General features: G+C 35.7%; 25 protein-coding genes. 15 read left to right on the plus strand and 10 right to left on the minus strand.

Going from position 1 to position 26837, the window contains the following annotated elements; all coding sequences use genetic code 11:
• Positions 1 to 277: 277 nt before the first annotated feature.
• From tamL to F6U93_RS06380, 3 genes are all read right to left on the minus strand, one after another.
• The gene (gene tamL / locus F6U93_RS06370) at positions 278 to 2566 is read right to left on the minus strand and encodes a translocation and assembly module lipoprotein TamL (protein WP_150937978.1); all 2289 of its coding nucleotides are present in this window, start codon (positions 2564 to 2566) and stop codon (positions 278 to 280) included.
• 23 nt (positions 2567 to 2589) lie between these two features.
• Entirely contained in the window at positions 2590 to 7488 is a 4899-nt protein-coding gene (locus F6U93_RS06375; protein WP_225312594.1) for a translocation/assembly module TamB domain-containing protein, read from the minus strand.
• A 235-nt stretch (positions 7489 to 7723) separates the two neighbouring features.
• Positions 7724 to 8206: a DUF1569 domain-containing protein gene (locus F6U93_RS06380; RefSeq protein WP_150937980.1), complete on the minus strand. Its 483-nt coding sequence runs from the start codon at positions 8204 to 8206 to the stop codon at positions 7724 to 7726.
• A 96-nt stretch (positions 8207 to 8302) separates the two neighbouring features.
• Here F6U93_RS06380 and F6U93_RS06385 point away from each other — a divergent pair, with 96 nt between their 5' ends.
• Positions 8303 to 8572 carry a hypothetical protein gene (locus tag F6U93_RS06385; protein ID WP_150937982.1) on the plus strand — a complete coding sequence of 90 codons (270 nt, stop codon included), beginning with the start codon at positions 8303 to 8305 and terminating at the stop codon, positions 8570 to 8572.
• Positions 8573 to 8944: 372 nt separating this feature from the next.
• Here F6U93_RS06385 and ahcY read toward each other — a convergent pair whose 3' ends face one another.
• Positions 8945 to 10261 (minus strand): adenosylhomocysteinase, encoded by a 1317-nt coding sequence (gene ahcY, locus F6U93_RS06390; RefSeq protein WP_150937984.1) that lies wholly within the window; start codon positions 10259 to 10261, stop codon positions 8945 to 8947.
• Positions 10262 to 10391: 130 nt separating this feature from the next.
• On the opposite strand from ahcY, the gene F6U93_RS06395 reads away from it, so the two are divergent.
• The 8 genes from F6U93_RS06395 to F6U93_RS06430 all read left to right on the plus strand — a co-directional run bounded on the left by F6U93_RS06395 (position 10392) and on the right by F6U93_RS06430 (position 17771).
• Positions 10392 to 11021 carry a 4'-phosphopantetheinyl transferase family protein gene (locus F6U93_RS06395; protein ID WP_150937986.1) on the plus strand — a complete coding sequence of 210 codons (630 nt, stop codon included), beginning with the start codon at positions 10392 to 10394 and terminating at the stop codon, positions 11019 to 11021.
• Between the two features lie 49 nt (positions 11022 to 11070).
• A complete protein-coding gene (locus F6U93_RS06400) occupies positions 11071 to 11853 on the plus strand; it encodes a geranylgeranylglyceryl/heptaprenylglyceryl phosphate synthase (protein WP_150938291.1) in 783 nt (260 codons plus the stop codon).
• Between the two features lie 49 nt (positions 11854 to 11902).
• Positions 11903 to 12163, plus strand: a complete 261-nt coding sequence (locus F6U93_RS06405; RefSeq protein WP_150937988.1) for a thiamine-binding protein — start codon at positions 11903 to 11905, stop codon at positions 12161 to 12163.
• Positions 12147 to 12779 carry a nicotinamide riboside transporter PnuC gene (gene pnuC / locus F6U93_RS06410; RefSeq protein WP_150937990.1) on the plus strand — a complete coding sequence of 211 codons (633 nt, stop codon included), beginning with the start codon at positions 12147 to 12149 and terminating at the stop codon, positions 12777 to 12779. Before F6U93_RS06405 ends, pnuC begins: the two co-directional genes overlap by 17 nt.
• Positions 12740 to 13321 (plus strand): AAA family ATPase, encoded by a 582-nt coding sequence (locus F6U93_RS06415; protein ID WP_150937991.1) that lies wholly within the window; start codon positions 12740 to 12742, stop codon positions 13319 to 13321. Before pnuC ends, F6U93_RS06415 begins: the two co-directional genes overlap by 40 nt.
• Entirely contained in the window at positions 13308 to 14858 is a 1551-nt protein-coding gene (locus F6U93_RS06420; protein ID WP_150937993.1) for a DUF4301 family protein, read from the plus strand. Before F6U93_RS06415 ends, F6U93_RS06420 begins: the two co-directional genes overlap by 14 nt.
• A complete protein-coding gene (arfB, locus tag F6U93_RS06425; RefSeq protein WP_150937995.1) occupies positions 14858 to 15265 on the plus strand; it encodes an alternative ribosome rescue aminoacyl-tRNA hydrolase ArfB in 408 nt (135 codons plus the stop codon). Before F6U93_RS06420 ends, arfB begins: the two co-directional genes overlap by 1 nt.
• 319 nt (positions 15266 to 15584) lie before the next feature.
• A complete protein-coding gene (locus F6U93_RS06430; protein ID WP_150937997.1) occupies positions 15585 to 17771 on the plus strand; it encodes a TonB-dependent receptor in 2187 nt (728 codons plus the stop codon).
• 156 nt (positions 17772 to 17927) lie between these two features.
• On the opposite strand, the gene F6U93_RS06435 is transcribed toward F6U93_RS06430, so the two are convergent.
• The gene (locus tag F6U93_RS06435; protein ID WP_150937999.1) at positions 17928 to 18365 is read right to left on the minus strand and encodes a Rieske (2Fe-2S) protein; all 438 of its coding nucleotides are present in this window, start codon (positions 18363 to 18365) and stop codon (positions 17928 to 17930) included.
• 272 nt (positions 18366 to 18637) lie between these two features.
• On the opposite strand from F6U93_RS06435, the gene greA reads away from it, so the two are divergent.
• Together greA and F6U93_RS06445 are read left to right on the plus strand one after the other, a co-directional pair.
• Positions 18638 to 19111, plus strand: coding sequence for a transcription elongation factor GreA (gene greA / locus F6U93_RS06440; RefSeq protein ID WP_150938001.1), 474 nt, complete (start codon positions 18638 to 18640; stop codon positions 19109 to 19111).
• Between the two features lie 315 nt (positions 19112 to 19426).
• Positions 19427 to 19816: an HIT family protein gene (locus tag F6U93_RS06445; RefSeq protein WP_150938003.1), complete on the plus strand. Its 390-nt coding sequence runs from the start codon at positions 19427 to 19429 to the stop codon at positions 19814 to 19816.
• On the opposite strand, the gene F6U93_RS06450 is transcribed toward F6U93_RS06445, so the two are convergent.
• Together F6U93_RS06450 and F6U93_RS06455 are read right to left on the minus strand one after the other, a co-directional pair.
• Positions 19811 to 20155, minus strand: a complete 345-nt coding sequence (locus F6U93_RS06450; protein ID WP_150938005.1) for a hypothetical protein — start codon at positions 20153 to 20155, stop codon at positions 19811 to 19813. The two genes, F6U93_RS06445 and F6U93_RS06450, sit on opposite strands and share 6 nt — an antisense overlap.
• A 2-nt stretch (positions 20156 to 20157) precedes the next feature.
• Positions 20158 to 21309 carry a sensor histidine kinase gene (locus F6U93_RS06455; protein ID WP_150938007.1) on the minus strand — a complete coding sequence of 384 codons (1152 nt, stop codon included), beginning with the start codon at positions 21307 to 21309 and terminating at the stop codon, positions 20158 to 20160.
• A gap of 372 nt (positions 21310 to 21681) precedes the next feature.
• Between F6U93_RS06455 and F6U93_RS06460 the strand changes: the two genes are divergently transcribed.
• Both F6U93_RS06460 and aat read left to right on the plus strand, forming a co-directional pair.
• Complete coding sequence (locus F6U93_RS06460; RefSeq protein WP_150938009.1) at positions 21682 to 22062, plus strand: DUF3127 domain-containing protein; 381 nt, start codon at positions 21682 to 21684, stop codon at positions 22060 to 22062.
• Positions 22063 to 22230: 168 nt separating this feature from the next.
• A complete protein-coding gene (gene aat / locus F6U93_RS06465) occupies positions 22231 to 22857 on the plus strand; it encodes a leucyl/phenylalanyl-tRNA--protein transferase (RefSeq protein WP_150938293.1) in 627 nt (208 codons plus the stop codon).
• Between the two features lie 23 nt (positions 22858 to 22880).
• On the opposite strand, the gene F6U93_RS06470 is transcribed toward aat, so the two are convergent.
• On the minus strand, positions 22881 to 23579 hold the full coding sequence (locus tag F6U93_RS06470) for a DUF2490 domain-containing protein (RefSeq protein WP_150938011.1): 699 nt from the start codon (positions 23577 to 23579) through the stop codon (positions 22881 to 22883).
• A gap of 261 nt (positions 23580 to 23840) precedes the next feature.
• Here F6U93_RS06470 and F6U93_RS06475 point away from each other — a divergent pair, with 261 nt between their 5' ends.
• Positions 23841 to 24830 carry a 2-hydroxyacid dehydrogenase gene (locus F6U93_RS06475; protein WP_150938014.1) on the plus strand — a complete coding sequence of 330 codons (990 nt, stop codon included), beginning with the start codon at positions 23841 to 23843 and terminating at the stop codon, positions 24828 to 24830.
• Here F6U93_RS06475 and F6U93_RS06480 read toward each other — a convergent pair.
• The gene (locus tag F6U93_RS06480) at positions 24827 to 25393 is read right to left on the minus strand and encodes a DNA-3-methyladenine glycosylase I (RefSeq protein WP_150938016.1); all 567 of its coding nucleotides are present in this window, start codon (positions 25391 to 25393) and stop codon (positions 24827 to 24829) included. The genes F6U93_RS06475 and F6U93_RS06480 overlap by 4 nt on opposite strands.
• A gap of 110 nt (positions 25394 to 25503) precedes the next feature.
• Between F6U93_RS06480 and F6U93_RS06485 the strand changes: the two genes are divergently transcribed.
• The gene (locus F6U93_RS06485; protein ID WP_150938018.1) at positions 25504 to 26124 is read left to right on the plus strand and encodes a thioredoxin family protein; all 621 of its coding nucleotides are present in this window, start codon (positions 25504 to 25506) and stop codon (positions 26122 to 26124) included.
• Here the strand turns inward: F6U93_RS06485 and F6U93_RS06490 are convergent.
• Positions 26108 to 26824 carry a hypothetical protein gene (locus F6U93_RS06490; protein ID WP_150938020.1) on the minus strand — a complete coding sequence of 239 codons (717 nt, stop codon included), beginning with the start codon at positions 26822 to 26824 and terminating at the stop codon, positions 26108 to 26110. The genes F6U93_RS06485 and F6U93_RS06490 overlap by 17 nt on opposite strands.
• Positions 26825 to 26837 lie beyond the last annotated feature (13 nt).

The raw sequence follows: 26837 nt of genomic DNA on the forward strand, positions 1-26837 counted from the left end.
AAATGTTTATGGTACGTTGGGCCTTTGTGTCTTAAAAATTTTTTTAGTTATAGACGTTCTCGACTCCGCTCGAACACCGTCTTTGAAGTTGTTTGTTTATGGTGTTCGAGCGGAGTCGAGAACCTGTATGCTTCATAATAAAATCTGAATATTTATTTCAAAATCATTTGATTACTTTATAGAAATCGAAGTAATAATTACTATTGATTTAAAAGCTGTATATGATTGTGACCCCGTTATGTTGTATTCGGGGTTTTTTATTTGATATGCCTTCGGTTTAAAACGGATAACCGATGGCGAAGTTCAATACTGATTCTTGCGTATCAAAGTTATAACGTTCTCCTTCTGGTAAGGCTGGATTATGAAAAGGGGTTGCTAAATCTAATCGTATTACAAAACCTTGAACATCTACACGCAGACCAACACCGGCGCCCATACCTAATTCTTGAAGAAAGGAGCTAGTAAATTTTCCGCCAGGTAAAGATGGGTTTTCAATAGAGTTCCAAATGTTACCAGCATCAACAAAGGCTGCACCCTTAAAAAAGGAGTAAATAGGGAAGCGGTATTCAATGTTAGCTTCTAGTCTGATGTTTCCCGTTTGATCGTAATAGGTGTCGCTCACTGTTTTACCGTCAAAGGTTCCAGGGCCTAAAGAGCGGATTCTAAACGCACGAACACTGTAAGGGCCACCAGCAAAATACTGCTTCACATTGGGAAGAATGGTGGAGTTTCCGTAGGCAATACCATAACCTGCAAAAATTCGACTGGCTAAAATATGGTCTTTCTTAAATTTATGATGGTAGTAAATGTCAACATCGGCTTTGGCATATTGGGCGTATTCTAACCCGAAAACTTCATTGGGGCTCCCATCAGGATTGTCCTTATTAAAAAGGCTTAAGGAGTTTCCTGCTATATCTAATTTGGTATTGAAGAATATTTGATCACGTTTACGGGTTTCTAACAAACCGTTATAAGTGAAAGAGAAAGTCATTCCAGTGATGAACTCCTGTTCAAAACTGTCTTGCATATAAGGGTTATCGTCTAAGATGTCTTGAAAGGCTTCCGTAACGTTAGAAGGTTTGGTGTAGTTGATGCTTATCGGGTTGATTTCATAAGTGACCAATCTGTTAGCATCCCAGGTGTAACCAAAAAGGGCAGAAGAAGAGATTAAGCTGAAGTATCCTTTTCGATCTAAATAATCGAGGCTTAAAGATGTTTTTGTTTTAGGGATGTTGTATTTAAAAAAGTGTGGTCCTACTTTTATAGGGAATATAATTCTTGGAAATAATAATTCTGCACTTAAACCCAGTTGGGTACTGCTTAGTTTTTCGGTTTCGTCGCTGCCTCGCGTAAACTGTGCTTCATAACCAAACTTGGCGCTTAATTTTAGAGTTTCACCTCCATTAAACAAGTTGCGGTTTAAAAAAGATAGCGACATAGCAGGTCCTGTAAAGTTGTTAGACTTTGTGACAGCCTGTAATTCGGCTTGAATGGCTCTTTTGTTGAGTGGTGATAAGTAAATATTGGCTTCAAGTTCTCCCAGGCTGTCTGTGAGCGCCGAATCCACTTCTTTATATTGAATATTTACAAATTTATAGGTTCCTATTTGTGATAGTCGCCGTGCGGTGTTTTTAGAATCTTCAGCATTGTAATTCTGTCCTTCCTCAAGCGTTACAAAGGGATCAAGATATTTTAGTTTGAAAAATAATTCATCCTGATAGTAATTTTTATTCTCATAGCGCTCAGGAGATATGTCCAAACTGTCGGTTTCTATACTGTAATGCGGATAGATGTTTATTTTAGAAACCTCATAAGGCACTATGGCAGCCTTAGGTGTTTCTTCCTTCAACTTTAAGTATAAATCAAAACGTTTGTTTCTATATTGATTGGTGTCTGCTTCAAACAATAAAAATCTTTCATTGAAATTATAATACCCCCTTTTCTTTAGTGATAAATCGATACGTTTACGTTCATTTTGCATAAGCGGTAAATCAAAACGCATATCTTTCTTTAGGACGGTTTTGTCCATGTGAGCTTTTATATTGCTGCCTATAGGTTCTGGAAGACTATCTACAGTATATTGTTCCATTTTATAAGGTTGAGCTACTATAACTTTATAGGCTACCGATGCTTCTTTGTCTTCTTCATCAAATACAAAATCTGAAGACGCTGAACTGTAAAAGAACCCTCTATTGTCTAATCTATTAAGCAGTAGAGACTCCACCTCAAAAGGTTGTACATCACTTTCGTAAACAGGTTCTTCGCCAAAGTTTTTATACAGCCATTTATTGATAAATCCAGGATGCTCCTGCTGGTTTTTATAATAGTAATATAAGCCTAAAGGCATGCCTAAAATTTTACTATTTGGCTCAGGCGTTATGGCAATGACTGAATTCAAATTGGTTTTAATAACATCTTTAGCTTTGTCTTTAAGTAAAGAATCGCTTTCTATTTCTAGCGTAGCACCAGAGTAGAGACGTTCATCCTCTGGAATGTATTTCGCAACACTACAAGCGTAGCATAATACGATGATGGTACATAAGACTAAGAAGTTTCTAAACGTCATATTTAAATGGATGCTATTTTTTGTTAGTCTTTGTTTTTAGTTTCGTTTTTGTCTTCGAGGTTTTCTTCTTCTTCTTCTTCTTCTTTTTGTGCTTTCTTTACTTCTTTTTCCTCTTTTGTGGCTTTGAACATGGCGTCCCAAAGCTCTCGGTATTTGTTGAATTCTTGGGTGAAAGCAAGGGCTAGTCCAGTAGCAATGGTTTGCCCTTCAATAATATTTTCATATTCGTTTTTTCTAAACCCTCTAAGTTTATAACGGCCATCTTTTGTGAGCAAGTATTCTAGGTTTACGTTCCCAATAAGCGGGGTAGATTCTCTACCATCAGAATGCCCTTGTACTTCAACTTCACTACCCACTTTTACAATTAAACGGTCGTGAAATAGTTTCTTCTGGGCAGCAATATCTAAGTTGGTACGATCTTGAGGTGAATCGCCCTGATAATCGGTGAAGCTATTAAGTCCAAAATCCAAATCAAAGCCAGAATTTCCTAAAAGTTTATCTGAGAATACATTGAGCTGGTCAGAAAGCGCACTGGTTAAATTATCTCTAGCAATCGCGCTAAAGCCACCTTCACTACCGTCACTATTTGAATCTGGATAGAAGCGATTTAAAACTAAAAGTGAGAAGACCTGTTTGTTTAAAGCATCAGGTTCTTGGTTAATTTGCTGTACCCTGCCATATACTTGCCCGCTAATAGCACCTTGTTCATCTTCAGGCATATCGAGCTTAAATGAAATTTCAGGAGCTGTAAGTTCGCCGTCAATATTTAAATACACCAAGAAAGGTAAAACTTGTTGGTAGCGTCCTTTCTCCTTGAGGTCTATTCCAGAAGCCGCCGAAGCCATTAAGCCAGAAGCAGAGGTTTCAACGTCGTATATGGCACTAACATCCATCTCTGCATCAAAAGGGTTTCCAGACCAAGTCACTCTACTTTCTGGAGCAAGTTCAAAGCGTCTGTTTACCAAATTATATAAGCTCATTTCATAATGGCCTCCGGAAACATTATAAACTCCCGAAAGGTTCATTTGGCCATTGGGTCTCATGGTAAAATCAAATTCACCTTGACCATATACCTTAAAGTTATCGTTGGTCTGTTCGTCAATAATTATATTAAATGTTGCATTGTCGCCAACCACCAAGTAGCTAGAAATATTAAAACCAGTAAGGGTAGTGGTTTGCTCATTAGTTTCTGTTAAAATAGCATCAGGGTCCTTTCGGTTTACAAAACGTACAACACCTTCTCGTGATTCTTCATCAACCGAAGAGGCCGGCATGATGTAGGTGACATCTGTTTCAGAGTCTACGTTAAGTCTGAGGTCTATTTTAGGAATTTCTAAATCACCCGTAATTTTAGCATCGGCATCAAAAACAATCTTCCCATAAAGCATGTCATTATCATCTTTTGTAGCATTCAAAATTTGAAAGTTTTCAGCATTTAAACTTAAGTCGAATGTTGGATTGATAAAGGAGTCTGTGCCTATGTTTCCAGCAATATCAAAAGCGTTATTGTTTTCATCTTGAACTTCAAAATCTGTGAAATAGATACCTGTGTTGTCAATTTTTAAAGTTTCGTCAATTAGCGCAAAGGCTGTGTTAAGTTTGGTGACTCTAAATTTCGCCTGATTAAAGTTGATAGTGCCGTCATATTTAGGGGCTTCAGTAGTTCCACTAATTTTAAAGTTGCCTTTAAAATAGCCGTCGGTTTCCATCACTTCACCATCAGTTAAGCCTTCCAAGGCATGCATGTTGAATTGATTCAGGTTGATATCGATGTCTAAATTGGCAATGTTGTTCTGGGTTTTATAATTTCCGTTAAGGTTTAAATCAATATCTCCACCCGATAAAGTGCTTTCTACGCTGTAGTTGTTAGCACCTTGAGATTTTCCTTGGAGACTTAAAGTGCCCATGTTCATGTTTTTTATTTCTAATTCAGAAATATTTAAATCGGCTAGAAAACCTAAGTTATTTAGTGGGTCTTCAAGTACTAATAGCCCGTTTAAATCTCCTTTTGCAATGGGTTTTTCAGGGTTTAAATAGTTGAAAATCTCAGTTAATTTGAAATTTTCATAGGTCATTGCAATATGATCTTTTTTTATTTCCGGAAGCTTATCGGTAAAACCAACCGATTGATTGTTTTTTGAAAAACTAAAATTATTGAAAGTAATACGGTCGGGGTAGTAAATGACCGCATTGTCTTGAGGCGTGCTCCATAGTTCTTTATTTAAGAGAAGCTTTTCAGGTAAAACATGAAAATTTAAGCTGTCTCGGGTACCTGTAATTGTAGCGCGTACATCAGATAGTTCCTCTCCTTTATATGATGCATTAAGGTCTAAATGAAGTTCGTTATTTATTTGTTCGCCTGTAATAATTGATTTAGGAAGCAGTAGGGGGCCGGCGCTAATTTCACTAAAGCCTAAATTAAAATCAAACTTATCAGCATCGGTAACCATTGTAAAGGATAAACTGTCAATAATCTTTTGAGAATAATTGATGTGAGGGGCATCTACATGAGCCAAGAGTTTACGCTCTTTCTCATTAAAATCCATTTCTACATTTATGGTGTCCATATCTTCTAAGTTCACCAAAAAGGCCTCGTTGATGACATCAGAATTGGCCAGTCTAGCCTTAAGTTTAATTTTAACAGGGTTTTGCAGGGTGTCTAAAACATCGGTCCTACTATCTCTATAAAAATAACTAGTGATATGGTGTTCTAACGCTTTACTAAAAACCGTTGGACTCGCATTAGACTGTAAGTCTACATTAATAATTTTATTTTCAACAACAACCGAAGTCGTGTCTGGTTTTAGGTGAGCAATGGCTTTTAATTCACCAAGTAAAAAGGATTCATTGTCATAAACCACCACTCCTTCATTCATTAGCGCATAAGCATCAAATGTAGAAGCGTCACCTTTAAAATCGAAGTTTAAATTAAAGGCGGTTTTTATATTTTGATTGGTTAAACCTAATTTTTGCAAGTTGGCACCTGCTAGAATAAGATCTGCTGTAACCTCTGGAGCGATAGAGTCTAAAATCACATAGGCATTTAAGTCGATATCAATAAACTCATCTTTGTAAATAGAAGTGATAACGCCTTCACCGTTTTTAATATCGCCGTTAATTTCAAGTTCTGAAATCTCATAATTGTTATAGCTAAAGTCGTTAATAAAAACAGTCGCTAAGGCGTTAAGGTTGTTTACCGTTTTACCACCGCCATTCGCTGAAACATGAGCGGTTAGTGTCCCGAATTTGGGGTCGTTAAGCAGCTTGTTTAGCTCATATTCTTCAACGGCAATTTCGGTGTTGAATTTAATATTCTCAAAGTCATCGAAACTTCCGTCAATACTCGCAAACCCTTGGTCTGTGGCTAAGGTGCTGTTTGTTGATACTCCGTTGAGTGAGCCTTCAATATTTCCTGATAAAAATATACTATTAGGAATGTTTACAGTAGAATCTTCAATAGCAACAAAGCGCTCGATGTCTGGTTTATACGTTTTGATTTTATAGCTTGGAAGGTTGTATTTTAAAGAATCGGTATTAGTAGCATTCTTAATACGACCTGTAGCTGAGAGTTTCGTTGAATCGCCCCATTGTAAATTTAAACTCGGAATATGGATGTCTGAAATGTACCCATTCGCTTTGGCATTACCCGAAAGCTGTTTTTTACTTAAAGCAGCCATATATTCGTTGGCTCTTAAATCAGGTTGAAACAGAAATATGTCGTTAAAATCAAAATTAATTTTAGAAAGTTGCACATCAAGCTTAGACTTTTCAGGTCTTTCCATCAAGGCGTTAATCTCAGGGTACTGCATTTCAAGATGACCCACAAGCCTGTCTTTGTTTAAAGCGATGTCTAAATTACCTAAACTTAGTTTTTTAGCACCGAGTTTTGCCTGCATCATGAGATGTTTCAAGTTTAAACCAGAACGTTCTTGAAACTGCCCTTTTTCAACATTTAAACCCACACCGCCTTTATTCATGTAAACGGTATTGGCTATGAGTGTCAGGTTTTTAAAATCTAAAGCATTGGCGTTAAAAACACCTTTTTTAGATCTGTTGCCATTTACAAAGTAGGCAATATTGTTGTTTTCTAGGTTAACTTGGTCTACGGAAATATCGTAATCTGGCCATTCAAACTTTTCTGAAGTTTCAGGGGCAGTTGTACTTGCTACCTGTGTGAGTTCAAGATTTACAGATGAATTACTTAAAGCAATGTCCTCTAAAGTGATGAGGTTCGTGTCTAGATTAATTTCGGTGTCTTCAGCTAAAAAATTATGGATATTGGTTTTTAAATTTAAATCAGCTGTGCTCGAATTGTAATGGACATTAACATTTTTTAAAGCAAATTCTTCTACAAGAAATCGAGGTAAGGTACTGCTTGTGGTATCGTTATCAACGGTTTTTGATTCACTTTGAAGAACTTCTATTTTAGCATTGGTAATGCTAGCTTCGGGCGCCTCGAAGAGCATAGCGTCGAGGTCCATGGTTTTTAAATCTAGAAATAGTTCATCGAATTTAGCCGAACTTTGTATGCCGATGAGGTCGTCATTAAAGGAGAGTTCAAAATCTTTTAAATCGAGGTCTCTTAACATGAACTTCATGTTTGTTGAGGTTGTGTCGGTTTCAACTTCAACAGTAGTCGTGTCTTGCGAAGCAAAAGCATCGATTAAAAAATTAAAATTATAGCCTTGAATAGAGTCTTTTCGCCAAACGTGCGCACGAACACCTTCCCAGTCTAGACCATCTATTCCAAAACTCTCACCGGTAATTAGTGGGATAATTGCCAAGTTAGCTTCTAATGATCTGGAGTAAATAAGTGTGTCTTGTTGTAGGTCTTCAAGATAAAGTCCTGTGATTTTTATGTCGCCATCAAAGGTTAAAAATAGGGATTCGATATCGATTTTAGTGTCTGTTTTAGAAGACACATAATTGAGGGCTTTGCTTTTAATAAAATTTTGAGCCCATGGGGTTCTAATCAGGAGAACGAGAACAACAAAAAAAACAATTAAGCCCATAAAAACTCTGCCCAAGCGTCTTAAGCCTCGGTACTTCCTTTTCTTAGGCGGTGTGCTGTCTTTATTCGGTTCTTCTGCGTTTTCTTTCAGTTTGAAGGGAGTTTAGGTTTTTAAGCGGTAAAAATAAGGTATTTTAAGCTTTTCTTTATTTGGAATAGGCTAAAATTTCTCTTACAATTTTTAAATGATGTTCTGTGTGTATTTCTAAAAACCTAAAGGTCTTTTTTTTTGATAAATTTCCAAAGATATGATGCTTAAAAAAGGCGTGTTTATCTAAAGTGCTTATGATCTTTAATCCTGTGTGAGCGTCTTCAAGCTGACTCCTTAATATGTTTACTGAAATATTTGAGCTTGTAGAAACCACTTGTTTTGGAGCTTTAACTTTTCCTCTAGGGAAGGCACCTATTAAAAAAATAAACCAACGGGTGAGGTTGAAATTTGGCTTGTAATCCTCAGGGTTGGAAGCTGCCAGGACTTTACAAACGGCATTAAAAACTTTTAAGCTATGGTCGAGTTGCCAGCCAATGGTCGATTTTGAAACCTCTGGATTTTTTAGGTTTTTGTAAGGAAAAGTACCCTCTATTTCATCTAATAGCTTTTGAAGTTTTTCTATTTGCTTGTGAATCATGCTTTAAAATATTTCTAAAAGATATCAATTAAATTCTTAACTTTAAGCTATTCCAACTATAACCAACCTAATTGTTTCATTTAAAACTGATAAGATATGCTGCCTTTTAGATCTGAAATTAGAAATTCCCCATCGCACCCTACAATTAAAATTTTTTTAAGTGATGAAGCTTTAGTGCCTAGAATTAAAAAACACTTAGATCATTTTGATGATGTTGAACTTGTTGAAATTAGAAAAACTTATGGTCGCAATAGAGAAGGCGATAACCTCACTATTTTTTTAAAAGACCATGCAGATATTACTAAAATGAAATCCTCTATAGATTCCAGTTTATGGTGGTATTTTGAAGAAGACTTGGTAGATTAATAAGTGTTAAGAGTTTTAGTGATGAATTTTAGGGCGTTCGAGCGGAGTCGAGAACAATAATGGTTATCAAAATATTACTTCTCGACTCCGCTCGAAGACCCTGCTGAATAGCTGAATTTTTTCTCTTATGAAGATTCGAATTTCTGGTAGTGTTTTGATTGGATTTGGTAAATGAATAGAGTTCTACACTTGCGTTAGGGATTGAACGGCTTGTTTGAGCTCCCCGACCTAAGAAGGGAGCGAGTAGTGAAAGCCCGACCCTTTTTCAGGGTAACGCCCAAAAATGAAAAAATCCCAAACATGATTGCTTGGGATTTTGTTTTATATAATTACTTCCGTGCTTGAGATTTCCGCTTTCGCGGAAATGAAAAACTAGTACCTGTAGTGCTCTGGTTTGTATGGTCCTTCAACCGTTACACCAATATAACTGGCTTGCTCTTCGCGTAATTCAGTTAATTCAACTCCAATTTTAGCCAAGTGTAATTTTGCTACTTTTTCATCTAAAGCTTTTGGTAACATATAAACTTGGTTTTCGTAGGCATCAGCATTAGTCCAAAGTTCAATTTGTGCTAAAGTTTGGTTTGTAAAAGAGTTACTCATTACAAAACTTGGATGACCCGTTGCGCAACCTAAGTTTACTAAACGGCCTTCGGCAAGTATGATAATGTCTTTACCGTCAATAGTGTATTTATCAACCTGAGGTTTGATCGTGTTTTTAGTATGACCGTAGTTTTTGTTTAACCAAGCCATGTCAATTTCATTATCAAAATGCCCAATGTTACAAACAATAGCTTTGTCTTTTAAAGCCTCAAAGTGTCTGCCTTGAACGATATCTTTATTTCCTGTTGTTGTGATAACGATATCAGTATTTCCAATAACAGTTTCTAGTTTTTTAACTTCAAAACCGTCCATCGCAGCTTGAAGTGCACAAATTGGGTCAATTTCTGTAATGGTTACAATACTTCCTGCACCTTTAAAAGAAGCCGCAGTACCTTTACCAACATCTCCATAACCACAAACAGTTACACGTTTTCCAGCTAACATGATATCTGTTGCACGACGAATCGCATCTACAGCAGATTCTTTACATCCGTATTTGTTATCGAATTTCGATTTAGTAACTGAATCATTTACGTTAATAGCAGGCATTGGAAGTGTTCCCTTTTTTACACGCTCGTAAAGTCTGTGAACACCAGTAGTGGTTTCTTCAGATAAACCATTAATTCCTGAAGCTAATTCTGGGTATTTATCTAAAACCATGTTGGTTAAATCACCACCATCATCAAGAATCATGTTCAGAGGTTGTCTGTCTTCTCCAAAAAATAAAGTTTGCTCGATACACCAGTCAAATTCTTCTTCAGTCATATCCTTCCAAGCGTATACAGCTGTTCCAGCAGCAGCAATAGCCGCAGCAGCTTGATCTTGAGTAGAGAAAATGTTACAAGAACTCCAAGTGACTTCAGCACCTAAAGCTTGTAAAGTTTCAATTAAAACCGCTGTTTGAATGGTCATGTGTAAACAACCAGCAATTCTAGCGCCTTTTAGAGGTTGAGCATCTTTGTACTCTTCTCTTAAGCTCATTAGTCCTGGCATTTCAGCTTCGGCTAATTCTATTTCTTTTCTACCCCAATCGGCAAGTGTGATGTCTTTTACCTTGTTTGCTACGTATGGAATTGTTTTTGTACTCATATCAATTTTTTCTTTTTGTTAAAACCCAAACATCATTGTGATTAGGACTTAAAATACTTAAATTCGCCTATCAAAATAGCCCTTAAATATTTAGGAGCTGCAAAGGTAATCAATAAGTTTTAGATTTTAAATGCCTCTTTATAAAACCATAACACCAAATTCACAAACTACCGTTAAAATCTGGAAGATTGAAGAGTCTTATGATGATTTAATGGAAGGTATGGTGCTAAAACCAGAAACACTAAAGCGTGTTTTGGGTATGAAAAGTGAATTGCACCAACGCGGATTTCTTTGTGTACGTAAATTATTGGCCGAATTTGGCTATGATGACACCGATTTATTTTACGACGAAAACGGAAAGCCACATTTAAAAGATGGTAGGCAAATCTCGATTACACATTCTTTCATTTTTGCCGGGGTGATTGTTAGTGATGGTATTGTGGGTATTGATATTGAAAAACAACGTGATAAAATTACAGTGATCGCTCATAAGTTTGTTGATTATGAATTTGATTACCTCGATAAAACATCAACTTGTTACATTAAAAAATTAACGGCCATTTGGTGCGTTAAAGAGTCTTTATATAAGTTATTTGCTGTTCCTGGTTTGAGTTTTAAAGATTGTCTTTTAGTGATTCCTTTTGAGTTGAAAGACGAAGAAACTAAAGCTTGGATTGATTACAAAGACAAGAAATACCCATACGACATTCATTTTTTTGAATTTGAAGGGTTTACCTGCGCTTACGCTGTTGATGGTTAATAATTAATGGTTAAAAATTAAGGCGTTAAACGTTAGATAAATATTTGTGGTGAATAACATATATCAAAACATATTAAAATCGGTTTTAGAGAAAAAAAAGCTACTAGCGGTTTTAATCGATCCCGATAAATTTCCTGTTGAAAGAACTGATTCTTTTTTACTAAAAGTAAACGCATCGCTGGCGACACATATTTTTGTTGGTGGAAGCACGGTGGACGATTTTGTAACCGATATTCTCGTTTCTGAAATTAAAAAACACAGCAATTTACCAGTGGTTTTATTTCCTGGTGATGTGACCCAAATTACCAACAAAGCGGATGCCTTGTTGTTTTTGTCGCTTATTTCAGGTCGAAATCCCGAATATCTCATAGGAAAACATGTGCAGGCGGTTTCAAAATTAAAAGGCAGTAATTTGGAAGTTGTTCCAACCGGCTATCTATTAATTGAAGGCGGAAAAGTAACAGCTGTTGAACGTGTAACGGGCGAAAAACCTTTGTCTCGTACCAATGTACAGGATATTGTGGATACCGCTTGTGCCGGACATCTACTTGGTATGAAGTTGATTTATTTAGAGGCTGGAAGTGGTGCTAAAGCTCCTTTGACACAGCGTATAATTTCTGAAGTCAAAAAAGCAGTGCAACTCCCAATTATTGTTGGTGGAGGTATAAGAAGCAAAGCCCAGCTTGATGCGGTTTATGAGGCTGGAGCCGATTTAGCCGTTATTGGAACCGCTTTTGAACAAGATGAATTGTTTTTTGAAGACTTAAAAGCGCCTTCTTCTGCGGAACAATTATTAAAGGAAGATAATAATGACGGAGCAGTAATACATTAAAAAGCCGTTTAACCTAAAATATGTCTCATTAAGAGAATTTAATCATACTATGAAAATATCAGTTGAATTAACACTAACGCCTATTCAAGACGAATACGAGCCAGCCATTATAAATTTCATTAAAAAATTACGGGCATCAGATTTAACCGTGCTTGAAAATCCGTTAAGCACTCAGGTATATGGTGATTATGACGCCGTTATGGAATTACTCACCGTTGAAATAAAAGAAGCTTTTGAATTGATAGAACGCGGTCTGCTATATATGAAAATCGTAAAATCTGATAGACAAGATTATGAGCCACATTTTTGATTGGTTTTTTTCGCAGTATCAGGGCATTCCAACGCATCTCATTGTCTTAGAAATGCTTGGTGTGTTTTTTGGTTTCCTGAGTGTTTGGTGTTCGAAGCAAGAGAATATTCTCGTGTACCCAACAGGAATCATCAGTACTGCGATTTTTGTTTATATCTTGTTGGTTTACGGACTTTTGGGGGATATGCTCATTAATGCCTATTATTTTACTATGAGTATTTATGGCTGGTATTATTGGACAAGAAAAGATGCTAGTAACAACGAAGTTCCTGTAACTGCAACCACGAAGAAAGAACATCTTTGGAGTGTACTCATTTTTCTTTTAACCCTTGGGTTTATTGTCGTAGTATATGCTGTGTTTGATAAATTTAATTCTTGGACAGCTTATGTAGATACGCTCACTACGGCTATATTCTTTGTTGGCATGTGGCTTATGGCCAAAAAGAAACTTGAAAACTGGGTGTATTGGATTGTTGGTGACATTATTTCGGTACCACTTTATTTGTATAAAGGCCTAGTGTTTACCTCTTTTCAGTATTTAATTTTTACAGTAATTGCCATTTATGGTTATAAAGCATGGAAGAAAAGTTTAGACAAGAACCCGCAAATTGCATAAAAGTCGTGCTGTTTGGTCCTGAATCTACAGGGAAAACGACACTGTCTAGGCAATTAGCACGACACTATAATTCGGTTTGGGTGCCTGAGTATGCGCGGGAGTACCTTCAGAATAAATGGAATAACGAACGAAAAACCTGTGAAACTAAAGATTTACTGCCTATTGCCGAAGGCCAAATGCGCTTTGAAAATGAACTGGCGAAAAAAACAGATACGGTTTTAATTTGTGATACCGATTTGCTAGAAACGAAAGTGTATTCTGAAGTGTATTACCTAGGAAGTTGTGACCCTATTCTTGAAAAATATGCATTGGAAAACAGCTACAATTTGTATTTTTTGACCTATATTGATACGCCTTGGGAAGCAGACGATTTAAGAGATAAGCCCAACCAACGTGAAGAGATGTTTGAAGCATTTCAAAATGAATTAATTAAACATGATAAACCATATGTTTTACTAAAAGGGAGTAAGGTTGAACGCCTAAAAACCGCTGTAAAACACATTGATAAATTATTAAAAGAAGACAATAATGTTTCTAGATAAGGATATAGAACAGATCTATAAAAAAGGCATCACCATTGAACAAATTAAAAAGCAAATTACCCGCTTAAAAGATGGGATGACACATTCTGAACTAATTGGTGCCGCTACCATAGGAAAAGGGATTGAAAATTATAACGAAGCCGAAACTGAAAAGTTGATTCAGTTTTATGATGAGAAGCTAAAGGACCTGTCTGTTCTTAAATTTGTTCCAGCTTCTGGTGCAGCATCACGTATGTTTAAGTTCTTGTTTCAATTTTTAAATAAATATAATCCCGCGAAAGAATCTTTAGATGACTTTGTAGTTAAGCCATCTAATGTTTTAATAGGAACCTTTATTGCAAATTTAAAGGCTTTTCCTTTTTATGATGAGGTGTTAAATAAAGTGCGCGAATGCGTTGCAGATTTCAATGGTCTGTCTCGAGGTGAACGCTGTGTACATTTTGTAAAAACCATGCTAGATGAAGATGCGTTAAACTATGCGTCTTTACCAAAAGGATTATTGCCTTTTCATCAGTACGAAGCGGTGAATGTTACTGCTTTTCAAGAGCATTTATTTGAATCAACATTGTACGCCACTTCTGGAGGGAACTCCAATCTGCATTTTACAGTTTCAGAAAAACATCATGACCTTTTTAATGCGGAATTGCTTAAAATAAAAGAAGACTTGGAACAGAAAACAGGAACCACGTTCAATGTGTCTTATTCTTATCAAAAGCAAGAAACAGAAACGGTTGCCCTAACGGCAAAAGACAAGGTTTATAGGAATGACGATGGTTCCATTTTGTTTAGACCTGCAGGTCATGGTGCACTATTAGAAAATCTAAACGAGTTGGATCACGATATCCTTTTTATAAAAAACATTGATAATATTGTAGTAGCCAATCAAAATAGAGAGGTTTCTAAATACAAAAAACTTCTTGCTGGAGTCTTACTTGAAGCTCAAGAAAAGGTTTTTGAATATTTGCACAAATTAGATTCAGGTAATCTTACCGATGCCGACTTTCAATTGATGATAGTGTTTTTACGCTACCGCCTTAATGTGCCGGTAAATGTTGATTTTGAAGCGCTTTCAAATTCAGAAAAAATAGATTATTTGCTACAGAAACTAAACCGACCTATTCGTGTTTGCGGTATGGTTAAAAATCAAGGTGAACCTGGTGGTGGGCCATTTTGGGTGAAGGATAAAAATGATGAGGTGTCCCTGCAAATTGTAGAGTTCGCACAAATCGATTTTAGTAAAACAGCCCAACAAGGCATTGTTTATAAGGCCACACATTTCAATCCAACCGATTTGGTTTGTGGAGTAAAAAATTATAAAGGTGAAAAGTTTAACCTTAAAGATTATGTGGATCCTGAGGCGGCTTTTATCACGACTAAAACCCAAAACGGCGTTGAAATTAAAGCATTAGAGCTTCCTGGTTTATGGAATGGTAGTATGGCTTTTTGGAATTCTATTTTTGTTGAAGTGCCTTTAGAAACATTTAATCCTGTTAAAACCGTAAACGATTTGCTGAAGCCAGCACATCAAGTGTCTTAATGTTTAGTAAGGAAAAACTAATAAATGAATTAAAGTTTAAAGCTGTTAGAAGTTCGGGTAGTGGCGGACAACATGTTAATAAAGTGTCCTCTAAGATTGAGCTTACTTTCGATTTGAATAACAGCATAATTTTTACTGATACGCAAAGAAAACGTCTTTTTAGAAAGCTTGAAAATAGGCTGACTAATGAAGGCGTTTTAATCTTACAATGTGATGAAAGCAGGAGTCAGCATAAAAATAAAAACCTAGCTATAGAGCGCTTTTTTGATGTCATCACTGAAGCTTTAAAAGTAAGAAAACGCCGTATTCCAACTAAAATCCCAAAATCTGTCGTAAAAAAACGCCTAAAAAACAAAAAGCAAGTCTCTGATAAAAAGGCCAATAGGCGTAAGCCGGACCTCGATTAAAAAACCTAAGTAAAGTCTTGGCTTTTGGTAAATGCTTAGTACTTTTGCAGCGTTCTCAATAAAGGGGTGCTTCTTTCAGTGATCTGTTATGAGTTTAGATTGAATCATTTTTTGCATAGCAATTAATTATTCCTTTCTAACTTTTAATTTTTAACTGCCAAAGGGCTGAGATCATACCCATCGAACCTAGAACAGATAATGCTGTTTAGGAATTTGAATTTCTGTTGGTTTTAAACTTCAGCATGAATTCTAAAAAAACAAATCACTAACATTAAAGAATAATAGCCTCTTTTTATTCGATTATTAAGATTTAATCGATATGAAATCGACTATAAAAATTGCTACTAAGAAACTGCTGTATATGGCTGTTTTATTATTTTCAATAAGCACTATTGCCCAAGAGAATGATAAGCCTGTAGATTCAACCGTTACCGAAAATCTAGATGAGGTTGTAGTGAAAGCGGTACGAGTCAACGCCGATTCGCCTATAACACACTCTAATGTTTCCAAAGAAGAACTTGAAAAACGTAATTTAGGTCAAGACATTCCAACGCTTTTAAATTATTTGCCTTCTGTTGTTACAACTAGTGACGCCGGAGCAGGAATTGGTTATTCAGGTATTCGCGTTCGTGGTACCGATGCAACTCGAGTAAACGTGACTATAAATGGAATTCCTTATAATGATCCTGAAAGTCAAGGCACGTTTTGGGTGAATTTGGGTGATTTTGCGTCTTCCACCGAAAGTTTACAACTGCAACGTGGTGTGGGGTCTTCAACAAATGGTTCAGGGGCTTTTGGAGCGAGTTTAAACCTGTTAACTGATAATTCTTCTGATATCGCTTCCGCGGAAATAGCCAATAGTTTCGGAAGTTATAATACTAGAAAACATACCGTAAAAATGAGTACAGGGCTTATTGATGATCGTTTTGAAGTGTCTGGTCGTTTTTCTAAAATTGATTCTGATGGGTATGTCGATCGTGCTTTTACCGATTTAAAATCGTATTTCATTCAAGGGGTTTACAAAGAAGGAAACACCTTAATTAAAGCCTTAACTTTTGGTAATGAAGAAGAAACCTATCAAGCTTGGTATGGTTTAACAGCCGAGCAATTGGAGGAAGATCGTCGCCAAAATCCCTACACATATGATAATGAAATTGATGCCTACTGGCAGGATCATTATCAGTTACACTGGAATCAGCGTTTAAACAACCGTTGGTCAACAACCTTAGGTTTAAACTACACAAAAGGAGAAGGGTATTTTGAGCAGTATGAGTCAGAAACCACCGATATTGATTTATATAATGGTATTGTTGTAGCAACAGACGTTAATGATGACGGTGAACCAATTACCGATGTGATTAGAAGACGTTGGTTGGATAACGATTTTTATGTGGTTAACGCCAATGTGACCTATAAGAAGAACAGTTTAGAGATTATTTCAGGAGTTTCATACAACACCTATTCTGGAGATCACTTTGGTGAAGTGATTTGGGCCAGACAATTTGCTCCAGATGCCGAAATTAGAGATCATTATTATGATGGTGATGCGACTAAAAAAGATTTTAGTGTTTTCTCTAAAGCCACGTTCAAATTTGCACGAAAGTTTACAGGATTTGTTGATTTACAAGGCCGTTTTGTAGACTATAAAACCGATGGGGTCAATTCTGATGGTGTGCCTTTTGTGACTGATGCGAATTTCAGTTTCTTTAATCCGAAAGTTGGTATAACCTATAAACATTGTGATTTCAATAGTTTTTATGCCTCATTTGCTATTGCTAATAGAGAGCCTAATAGAGATGATTTTAAGGCGGGTGTTACTGAAAATGAAACCCTTAATGATGTAGAATTGGGCTGGCGTTACAATAGCGAAAAAGTAAATTTAAACACCAACTTGTATTATATGTTTTATGAAAATCAATTGGTGTTAACTGGTGAGTTAGATGATGTGGGAAGCCCATTAAGAGCCACAAGTGGTAAAAGTTACCGTTTAGGACTTGAAGTGGATGCCAATATCATGTTTACTGATAAATTCAGCATGAACACCAACGTGACGTTAAGCCGAAATAAAAACAGAGATTTTACAAGTTCAATTGATGGCGAATTAGTTGATTTAGGAGAAACTAATATATCATTTTCACCAAATGTTGTTGTGGGTAATGCTTTTAATTATTCTCCAATAGAAAATTTACAATTATCATGGTTAAGTAAATTTGTGGGTGAACAATACATGGGAAATACCGATAACGAAGAATCAAAACTTCCAGACTATTTTGTTAACGATTTAAGTATCACCTATGTGATTAAACCTAAAAAAATATTCAAAGCTATTGTAATTTCAGGATTAGCAAACAATATTTTTAATCGGGAATATGTGTCTAATGGATACTTTGGTTCTTATGATTATAATAATCCTTCTAGCCCAACAGGGATTACTACAGGCTATTATGCGGGCTATTATCCGCAGGCCACGGCTAATTTCTTGGTGGGCCTTAATTTGAAGTTTTAATACAATGTATTGATTGTTCCAAACGTAGAGAGGTATCTGCTTTTTTCTCATGTTTGGTAGAACTCTTAAAGTTTATAATGAAAAGTATCTCAGACCTTTTAGGTTTTTAAAACCTGAAAGGTCTTTTTTTTAAATGATACCCAATAAAAAAGTATCTCAATTCGAAATGTAAAGAATATTGCCGCTCAAGTTTGCTCTGTAAAATTTTAAAGCACATCTTAAACCGTCATTATTGTCTGGTTCGCCTGTTATAAAATTATAGCGGTTACCATCTCCACAGCCACATTCACCAAATAAACCATCAGGTACAATAGCAGAGCATTCACTTCTAGCATGATTGGGGTCACTGGCATCCCAAGCCATGTAACTTCCGCCAATGCTAGCTACAATTACTCCGTTGTTTCCAATACCAGGGATATAAATAGAATTGCCATCAAAATTTAATTGACTGTATTGAGGCAGGTTTAAATCAATTTGATAATTTACCGTGACATCCAGTAAAAAGTTACAGTTCTCATCGTTATCATTACTGCCACTACAGTTCGTTAATAACACGAAACAAGAAGACAGGAATAAGGTATATAGTAATTTCATAGCATGGAAAATAAGGCGCAATTTACAATAAATAGAAAACAGTGCGGGTTTAATTTTATTGTTTAACGCTGTGACTTTTATATGAATGGTCTTTTAGGAACTTATAAAAAAATTAAGCGGACTCTCAGATTAAAAAACATATAATTTAAATATTTTGTATATTTGTAGGACAATCTCGTGGAAACGGGATTTTTTTGTTTGCTGAATCCTTTAACGCTATTATTTTATGTTGAAGTATCTCAGCATCTTTTATTAAGTAAAACAATGAAGTTATGAGTAAAGCATCGTACTATACAGCAGATGGGTTAAAAAAATTGAGAGACGAGTTAAGACAACTTAAAGATGTTGAGCGTGTAAAAGCCTCTAGAGCCATAGCCGAAGCCAGAGATAAAGGGGATTTAAGTGAAAATGCCGAATATGATGCCGCCAAAGAAGCACAAGGGATGTTAGAAATGCGAATTTCTAAATTGGAAGACGCTCTTGCCGGAGCTCGCGTTATTGATGAGTCACAAATGGATACCTCTAAAATTTTAGTTTTATCGAAAGTGAAGATAAAGAACCAAACCAATGGCATGGAAATGAATTATACCTTGGTAGCCGATGGTGAAGCCGATTTAGCTACAGGAAAAATTTCTGTAAATTCACCTATCGGGAAAGGTTTACTAGGGAAATCTGTTGGTGATGTGGCCGAAATTCAAGTGCCTAACGGGGTAATGAAATTTGATATTGTTGAAATCTCAAGGTAGATTTTCATTGTAGAAATATACCATAAAATACATTTTAAAGAAGTGATCATAAAGATTCCTGTTTATTTCAACAGGAATCTTTTATATTTACAGTGAACTTATTTTAGTATAAGGTAGTAGCAAAATTAATTTGATTATTCATGCTTTGTTATTAACCTGAAAGTATATTGTTTTTTTGTCATTTCAAGGAACCGAGGAATCTTATTAGATGCTTCACTTCGTTATGAATGACAATAATATCATGATGTATGATTACCAATATGCTGTAAAATTAAAATGAGTTTTTTGTAAACTCTCAATACTCAAAATGATATTATGGCATCAATTTTTACTAAAATAGTAAATGGCGAAATTCCTTGTTACAAGGTCGCAGAAACCGAAGATTTTTTAGCGTTTTTAGACGTGAACCCCAATGCGAAAGGACATACGTTATGTATTCCGAAGCAAGAGGTTGATAAAATCTTTGATTTAGATGAAACGACGTATCATGGTTTGATGGCCTTTTCAAGAGCTGTAGCCTTAGCGCTTAAAAAAGCTGTGCCTTGTGAGCGTATTGGCATGTCAGTAATAGGTTTAGAAGTACCTCATGCCCATGTGCATTTAATTCCCTTACAATCTATGGATGATGCACGATTTATTAAAAAGGTGGCTATGACTGAAGCAGAGTTTCAAGATTTAGCCAAGACCATTCAAGCCGAATTATAAAGCCACTACTACCGAAATACCAATACCAATTATAGCGATAGCGCTAATAATTAAGGTCCAAGACAGCGCTTTGAGTTTGGTAAATGGTGATTTTGGTTCAAATACTTTTTTCTGATAGTCTACAACACGGTCAATGTCATCAGTCCATTGTTCAGGATAAATGGCTGTTTCACATGTTTTGCAATTTAATTCATGCTTAATTTCTGGCGTAAGTGCCTTGTAGAATGAGGTTTCAACTACTTTTTGCTTAAATAATAAATGCAAACCCTTAGTGTTATAGCACTCAGGGCAATTGTTGTTTAAAGCAACTTCTTTAATTTCTATAAGTTTCTCCGGCATAATTATACAGTGCTTTTTAAGCTAATTTGAAAAGTGGTGCCTTTACCAATTTCAGATTGTAAAACTTTAATTCTTCCATCGTGGAATTCTTCAATAATACGTTTTGTTAATGATAATCCCAAGCCCCAACCACGTTTTTTTGTGGTGTAACCAGGTTCAAAAATTTTCGTAAAGTTCTTTTTAGCCAAACCTTTACCGGTATCGCTCACACAAATTTTGACGTAATTTTCAAGCTGTGAGATTTCAACTTTAAGTTTTCCGCGGCCTTTCATAGCATCTATCGCGTTTTTAACCAAATTTTCAATGGTCCAGCTGTAAAGTTCTTTGTTTAAATTTACATAAATTTCTCCTTCCGGAACAAATAATTCAAATTCAATAAGGTTTGAAGACCGGTCTTTTAAGTATTCATAAGAGTGAATGGTTTCAGCAATAATATCTGCTTTTTCTAAGGTGGGCAGTGATCCAATTTTACTAAAACGTTCTGTGATTGTTTTTAAGCGATCCACGTCTTTTTCGATTTCAATAATATAATCGGGGTTGACGTTTTCGGTTTTTAAAATTTCGGTCCAACCAATTAAAGATGAAAGCGGCGTGCCTATTTGATGAGCGGTTTCCTTAGCCATTCCTGACCATAGTTTGTTTTGTGTCGCGTTTTTGTTGCTTCGGTAGAAGAAGAAAATAACGGCGCCAAAAAGAAAAACAATGAGTAATAAAGCTAAAGGGTAGTATTTTAATTTGTTTAACAACGGCGAGTTGCCATAGTAAATCGTACTGTTTAATTTATTGTCGAAAATAACTTCAATAGGCCTGTTTTCACTTTTGAAGGTAGCAATTAATTTGTCAACATATTTTTGATCGGAAAATTGCGTGTCATCAATATTGAGGTAACTACCAATACTGCCATCCTTGTTAATTTCTAATACAGGGGTGGTGGTATTGCTGTTTAAAATCTTTAGGGTTAAATCTAGGTTGGTATTGTCGTCAGAATTAATTAAATCCGTTTGAGCAAAAGACCAGATTTCCATTTTAATGCGCTCTTCCTCTTTAAAATGCTGAAAGAATTCATAAGTTTTCCATAAAATGAGAGAGACAATAGCAAACGATGCGATAATAATGCCCCAACGAAAAGTATTGCTATATTTTGCAAATATCATTGATATCAAAATTTGATTGGTAATATAATGCAAATCTGTTAATAATATTGCGCAAAGACTTGGTAAATTGATTTTTTAGAGCGAGACGTGAGCTTAGCATTTTTTTAGAAAAGCTTTTTGTTAATGTTGAAAACTAGATTCAATTTTCAAGATTTTTTTAGTTAGTTTTGTGGAAATATTTTGGGGAAGATCTACTGCGTTAATCAAAATAGGCTGTTGGCCAATAAATTACAGGTTTTTTCGTTGGAATACAGGTGCTAAAGCATCTGGCCGCTTGCCATTCATAGAACAATGGAATCTTACAATAGACGAGCGCCCCAATATTTAATTAATTTTGAGTTAAGAAGTAAAATCAAACATAAACACGAGTAAATGGAAGTTCAAGGAAGAATTAAAATGGTTGGGGAAACACAATCATTTGGAAGTAACGGATTTAGAAAAAGAGAAATTGTAGTAACTACAGATGAGCAGTACCCACAGCACATCATGGTGGAGTTTGTTCAAGATAAAACCGATTTATTAAACAACTACCAAGTAGGACAACAAGTTAAAATTAACATCAATTTACGCGGTAGAGAATGGGTAAATCCTCAAGGAGAAACAAAGTATTTTAACTCTATTCAAGGATGGCGTATTGAAGCAGCTCAACCAGCAGGAGCAGGAGACGCAGGCATGCCTCCAGTACCACCAGCAGATGCTTTTGAGCCAGCAGGTGATTTAAAAGAAGAAGACGCAGACGATTTGCCTTTCTAAATTAAAAAGGTTTTTCGCTTTCGCGGAAATAAATATAAAACCTCAATGTTGAAGTGCATTGAGGTTTTTTTATTCCACGCAGCTTCAAAATGAACTTGGTAAACCGGTTTATTTAACTTTTATTAATTTTGTGTCTTTAATTTTTTAATTTTCACGGTCATGGAGCCCATGTTTCACGTTTTATCAGAGGATCTTAGGTTCCCAGCAGCCCATGAAGCATCAGCAGACGGCCTACTTGCCGTTGGTGGCGATTTGTCTGTGGAACGCTTACTTTTAGCTTATAAAACGGGTGTTTTTCCTTGGTTTAGTGAAGGCGATCCGATTTTATGGTGGTCACCAGACCCCCGATTTGTGTTGTTTACTGAAAAATTAAAGGTTTCTAAAAGTATGCGGCAGGTACTTCGTAAAGACCAATTCACGGTAACCGAAAACAAAGCCTTTTTAGAGGTCATGCAATCCTGTTCTAAAATAAAACGCGAAGGGCAAGACGATACCTGGATTACACAAAGCATGATTGATGCTTACAGTGAATTACATCAACTTGGTTATGCCAAATCGGTTGAAGTTTGGCAAGATAATAGTCTCGTTGGCGGACTCTATGGTATCGATTTGGGAAATGGCGTGTTTTGTGGCGAAAGCATGTTTTCTAAAGTTAGTAATGCTAGTAAAGTGGGTTTTATTAAGTTTATTCAAAACCATAATTATAAGCTCATTGATTGCCAAGTGCACACTAATCACCTTGAAAGTTTGGGTGCTGAAGAAATTTCAAGAGCATCCTTTTTAAGTTATTTGTAAGCTGTTTTTTTTTATTTGAAAAACTAAAGAAGAAGTACGGCTGACGTCAGAAAAAATAAGCGACTGTATGCCTCCTGATTAAAATCATATAACCGGTATTCAAGTCCTGTTTTGACTTTAAAAGTTGTTGTAAGTTTCCATTCAATTTGAGCGATGGTTCTTAAGCTTGTGATGGTTTCGGTTTCAGTACTTAAACTTAAAAGACCTTCTATACTTCCAGTAAAATAGGTTTCACCAACATCAAACGTATCTCCTTTTAGTGGAGTGCCAACTTCAAATAGATACCGTTGTCTAAAAATGGTTAAATCCTCTAAAAAACGTTGTTCAGTTCTAATTTTATGCCTGTAACGAATTTTTTGATTATAGGTAATGTAATTGTATTTTTCAGTGAGTCTAACTTCACTACGTCCTGTATCAAAAAGGGTTCTATATCTGTAATAAATACCAAGACTTACAATGTGCTTTTTATCTATGATGTAATTTGAGAAAAGGTTGAGGTCAACTTGCTGTTGTCGCAACTGCCAAGAGGGCGGGTCGTACAAGAAATAACGCGAACGAACAGTAAGGTCTGCAGTATATTTTTTAGAAATTGGATGTATGAGTATAACGGAAGTTTCACCTAAAACTGCAGAGCTGTCTTGGGCAAAAACTTTAAACCATCCTAGAATGAAAATGATAAATAAAGTTCTATTTATTATATATCGTTTATTTCTCAAATCCATTATTTGGATGATAATTTAAATAAGCTTTATCTAACAAAGTTCAAAAGTAATTAGATTTATAGTTTTCGGCAAAAAGAATTAAAAGGATTTACTATCTTCAATTTTTAAATTATACCAGTTCTTGTTTGAAATTACCGTAACAGAAAATGATTGGTTTTTTCTTTATATGAAGAAGAAAAATGAAACCAGTCTGCCGGCTGGCAGAAAAGGGAGTTTTATTACGGTAATTTCAACAGATAAATGGTGTTAAATCTTATTTTTATGAAAATCGCCTTATTTAGCTCAAAACCTTACGATCAAGAATATTTTGAAAAATATAATATCGATTACCAATTTGATTTCACTTTTTTTGAAACGCCTTTAAACCCTCATACAGCAAATTTAACCAAGGGTTTTGATGCCATTTGTACCTTCGTAAATGATCAATTGGATGCTAAAACTATGTCTGTTTTAGCTGAGAATAATATTAAACTAATAGCGGTGCGCTGTGCAGGATTTAATAATGTCGATTTAGAAGCCGCTAAAGCTCATGATATCAAAGTGACTCGTGTGCCGGCGTATTCTCCTGAAGCGATTGCCGAACACGCATTAGCCTTAATATTAACCTTAAACCGGAAAACTCATAAAGCTTATAACCGGGTGCGTGAAGGGAATTTTTCACTGAATAAACTTATCGGATTTAACCTAAGTAATAAAACCATTGGCGTAGTAGGTACCGGAAAAATTGGAGCCGCTTTTTGTAAAGTGCTCAGTGGTTTTGGTTGTGAGATTTTAGCTTATGATGTTTATCCCTCAGAAGCCTTAAAGGAGCAAGGGGTGAAATATGTTTCTGTAGAAGAATTATTTAAAGTCTCAGACATCATATCACTACATTGTCCATTATTGGAAAGTACTAAGCATATTATTAATAAAGAATCTTTAGCCTTGATGAAAGATGGCGTGATGATTATTAATACCAGTCGAGGAGCTTTAATTGATACAGCTGCTGTTATTGAAGGCTTATCTCAAAACAAAATAGGCTATTTAGGCATTGATGTATATGAGCAGGAAGAAAACTTGTTTTATAAAGATTTATCTGAAAGTATCATTCATGATGATTTTATCCTGCGTTTAAATAGTTTTCCTAATGTATTAATCACGTCGCATCAAGCTTTTTTCACCAAAGAAGCCATGTTTGAAATTACCACAACGACTTTAGAAAATATCAAAGCTTTTAAAAACGGGGAAGAACTCGTTAATGAAGTTAATTAAACTTGGTTGTATCTAAAGCAGTTTGTCGTATGGTCGTTAACCATACCTGTGGCTTGCATGTGTGCATAAACAACGGTTGAACCTACAAATTTGAATCCGCGTTTTTTTAAATCTTTACTAATCTTGTCACTTAGGGGGGTATTTGCCGGAATCTCGCTATGTGTTCTAAATGTGTTTTTAATGGGTTTACCATCTACAAAACCCCAAATATATTTGCTGAAACTACCAAATTCTCTTTGAATTTTAATAAAGGCTTGAGCGTTGCTTATGGTGGCTTTTATTTTGAGTTTATTGCGTACAATCCCGGCATCTAGAAGCAGATTATCAATTTTATCTTGATCGTAATGAGCTATTTTTTCATAGTTGAAATCATCAAAAGCTTTTCTGAAATTTTCACGCTTTCGCAGAATGGTAATCCAACTCAAACCGGCTTGAAAAGTTTCTAAAATCAAGAATTCAAAAAGACTGTCGTCATCATAAACAGGCACGCCCCATTCTTGGTCATGGTAGGCTTCGTAAAGGGCATCACCTTGGCACCAAAGGCATCTTTCTATAGTATTCATCTGATTTTGTATGTTTTATATGAGTATTATGACAAATGTCATCTTAATTATCTTGTTAAGGTACTAATTTTGTGTCGTTCAATGATTATCCCATATTAAATGTAAGGCTTATGAAATCTATTATTAAAGAAAGTTTAGAGCGTAGTATGTCGTATGAAGCTTATCGGGCTTTAGTAAAACAACTCGTTGATGAAAACTCAAATACGGGAGTAAGTAAAACCGAAGAATTAGCAAATTATACCAAGCTAAATGATAGGCGCATGAAACGTTGGGATAAAACCATTAAGGTATCAGTAGAAGCACAGCATCGTATTGCTGAGTTTAAACGTCAAGTTACTTGGTTGGTTATTACTGAAAGTTGGTGTGGTGATGCCGCTCATGTCGTGCCGGCACTTTATAAGGTGGCTTCGCTAAGTGAAAACATTGATTTTAAAATAGTCATCCGCGATGAAAATTTACAATTGATGGAGCAGTTTTTAACCAATGGTAGTGCTTCCATTCCTAAAGTGATTGTTATTGATAATATAAGAGAAGAGGTGTTGAATACGTACGGTCCGCGACCTAGTGAAGCGGCCAATTATGTGAAACGTTTTGTTGCTAAGAATGGTAAATTAACGCCTGCTTTTAAAGCCGATTTACAGCATTGGTATAATGATAATAAAGGTCAGAATGTGATTGATGATGTCACCTTAATGCTCATAAAATTGCAAGAGGCTAGCGTTTGCCTTTAAACATAAAGGTAATCGTACCCAATTGGTCCTTTTGATTTGGTGCTTTACTAAATCGTGAACGGTTAGCGTATTCTAAAGCACGTTCCATAAGGCATTCGTTGTTTGATGTAGAGGCAGTATTTACATAAGAATCCACAACATCACCATTGGCGTTTACTGTAACATTGACAATGATTTTTCCATCCACTTCGCAAAGATATATCGGGATTGGAATATGTACTTTGGTTCTATTTGGAAGTGAAAAACTAATACTACTTCTAGAATTATTTTGTGCGCGCTGTTTCTTTAGCAATTCGTTAACCTTACTGAATTTAGATAATTCTTCTTGGTTTAAAGACGCATCAGTAGCTGGTTTAAAATCGTTTTTTTGAGTAGGCTCTTGAGCTTCGCCTTTTTCATTCGATTTTGGGGTGTAATCTTCAGGTGGTGCTATAGGTTTGTAGGCCTGAGCAAAGTGTTTCGCTTTTTCATTTTGGTTAAAAGCTTGATTGGTTTCGGCTTTAGCATGGTTTTGCTGTTCTAAAGCTTCCAATATTTTTATTTCTTCTGGCGTAGGTTCCTTTTCAGGTTCCAATTCGTAATAACTTTCAGAAGCAAAAACTTTTTGTTTATCCAAACTTAAATTAAAAACCATAAGGAGGACTGTTCCTGTAATAAGGAGGGTAATCAGTAGGGCTCTATGTTGATTTGTTAGGTTCAAATCTATGATTTTA

The sequence above is a fragment of the Pseudotamlana haliotis genome (assembly GCF_008806375.1).
In the GTDB taxonomy this organism is placed as follows: Bacteria; Bacteroidota; Bacteroidia; order Flavobacteriales; family Flavobacteriaceae; genus Pseudotamlana; species Pseudotamlana haliotis.

Coding starts and splice junctions, on each gene's coding strand:
- greA (WP_150938001.1), top strand. CDS start 18,638: ATGAGTAAAGCATCGTACTATACAGCAGATGGGTTAAAAAAATTGAGA.
- ahcY (WP_150937984.1), bottom strand. CDS start 10,261: ATGAGTACAAAAACAATTCCATACGTAGCAAACAAGGTAAAAGACATC.
- F6U93_RS06415 (WP_150937991.1), top strand. CDS start 12,740: ATGGAAGAAAAGTTTAGACAAGAACCCGCAAATTGCATAAAAGTCGTG.
- F6U93_RS06395 (WP_150937986.1), top strand. CDS start 10,392: ATGCCTCTTTATAAAACCATAACACCAAATTCACAAACTACCGTTAAA.
- F6U93_RS06385 (WP_150937982.1), top strand. CDS start 8,303: ATGCTGCCTTTTAGATCTGAAATTAGAAATTCCCCATCGCACCCTACA.
- arfB (WP_150937995.1), top strand. CDS start 14,858: ATGTTTAGTAAGGAAAAACTAATAAATGAATTAAAGTTTAAAGCTGTT.
- F6U93_RS06420 (WP_150937993.1), top strand. CDS start 13,308: ATGTTTCTAGATAAGGATATAGAACAGATCTATAAAAAAGGCATCACC.
- F6U93_RS06470 (WP_150938011.1), bottom strand. CDS start 23,579: ATGGATTTGAGAAATAAACGATATATAATAAATAGAACTTTATTTATC.
- F6U93_RS06435 (WP_150937999.1), bottom strand. CDS start 18,365: ATGAAATTACTATATACCTTATTCCTGTCTTCTTGTTTCGTGTTATTA.
- F6U93_RS06430 (WP_150937997.1), top strand. CDS start 15,585: ATGAAATCGACTATAAAAATTGCTACTAAGAAACTGCTGTATATGGCT.
- tamL (WP_150937978.1), bottom strand. CDS start 2,566: ATGACGTTTAGAAACTTCTTAGTCTTATGTACCATCATCGTATTATGC.
- F6U93_RS06405 (WP_150937988.1), top strand. CDS start 11,903: ATGAAAATATCAGTTGAATTAACACTAACGCCTATTCAAGACGAATAC.
- F6U93_RS06445 (WP_150938003.1), top strand. CDS start 19,427: ATGGCATCAATTTTTACTAAAATAGTAAATGGCGAAATTCCTTGTTAC.
- F6U93_RS06485 (WP_150938018.1), top strand. CDS start 25,504: ATGAAATCTATTATTAAAGAAAGTTTAGAGCGTAGTATGTCGTATGAA.
- F6U93_RS06450 (WP_150938005.1), bottom strand. CDS start 20,155: ATGCCGGAGAAACTTATAGAAATTAAAGAAGTTGCTTTAAACAACAAT.
- F6U93_RS06460 (WP_150938009.1), top strand. CDS start 21,682: ATGGAAGTTCAAGGAAGAATTAAAATGGTTGGGGAAACACAATCATTT.
- aat (WP_150938293.1), top strand. CDS start 22,231: ATGTTTCACGTTTTATCAGAGGATCTTAGGTTCCCAGCAGCCCATGAA.
- F6U93_RS06380 (WP_150937980.1), bottom strand. CDS start 8,206: ATGATTCACAAGCAAATAGAAAAACTTCAAAAGCTATTAGATGAAATA.
- pnuC (WP_150937990.1), top strand. CDS start 12,147: ATGAGCCACATTTTTGATTGGTTTTTTTCGCAGTATCAGGGCATTCCA.
- F6U93_RS06475 (WP_150938014.1), top strand. CDS start 23,841: ATGAAAATCGCCTTATTTAGCTCAAAACCTTACGATCAAGAATATTTT.
- F6U93_RS06455 (WP_150938007.1), bottom strand. CDS start 21,309: ATGATATTTGCAAAATATAGCAATACTTTTCGTTGGGGCATTATTATC.
- F6U93_RS06480 (WP_150938016.1), bottom strand. CDS start 25,393: ATGAATACTATAGAAAGATGCCTTTGGTGCCAAGGTGATGCCCTTTAC.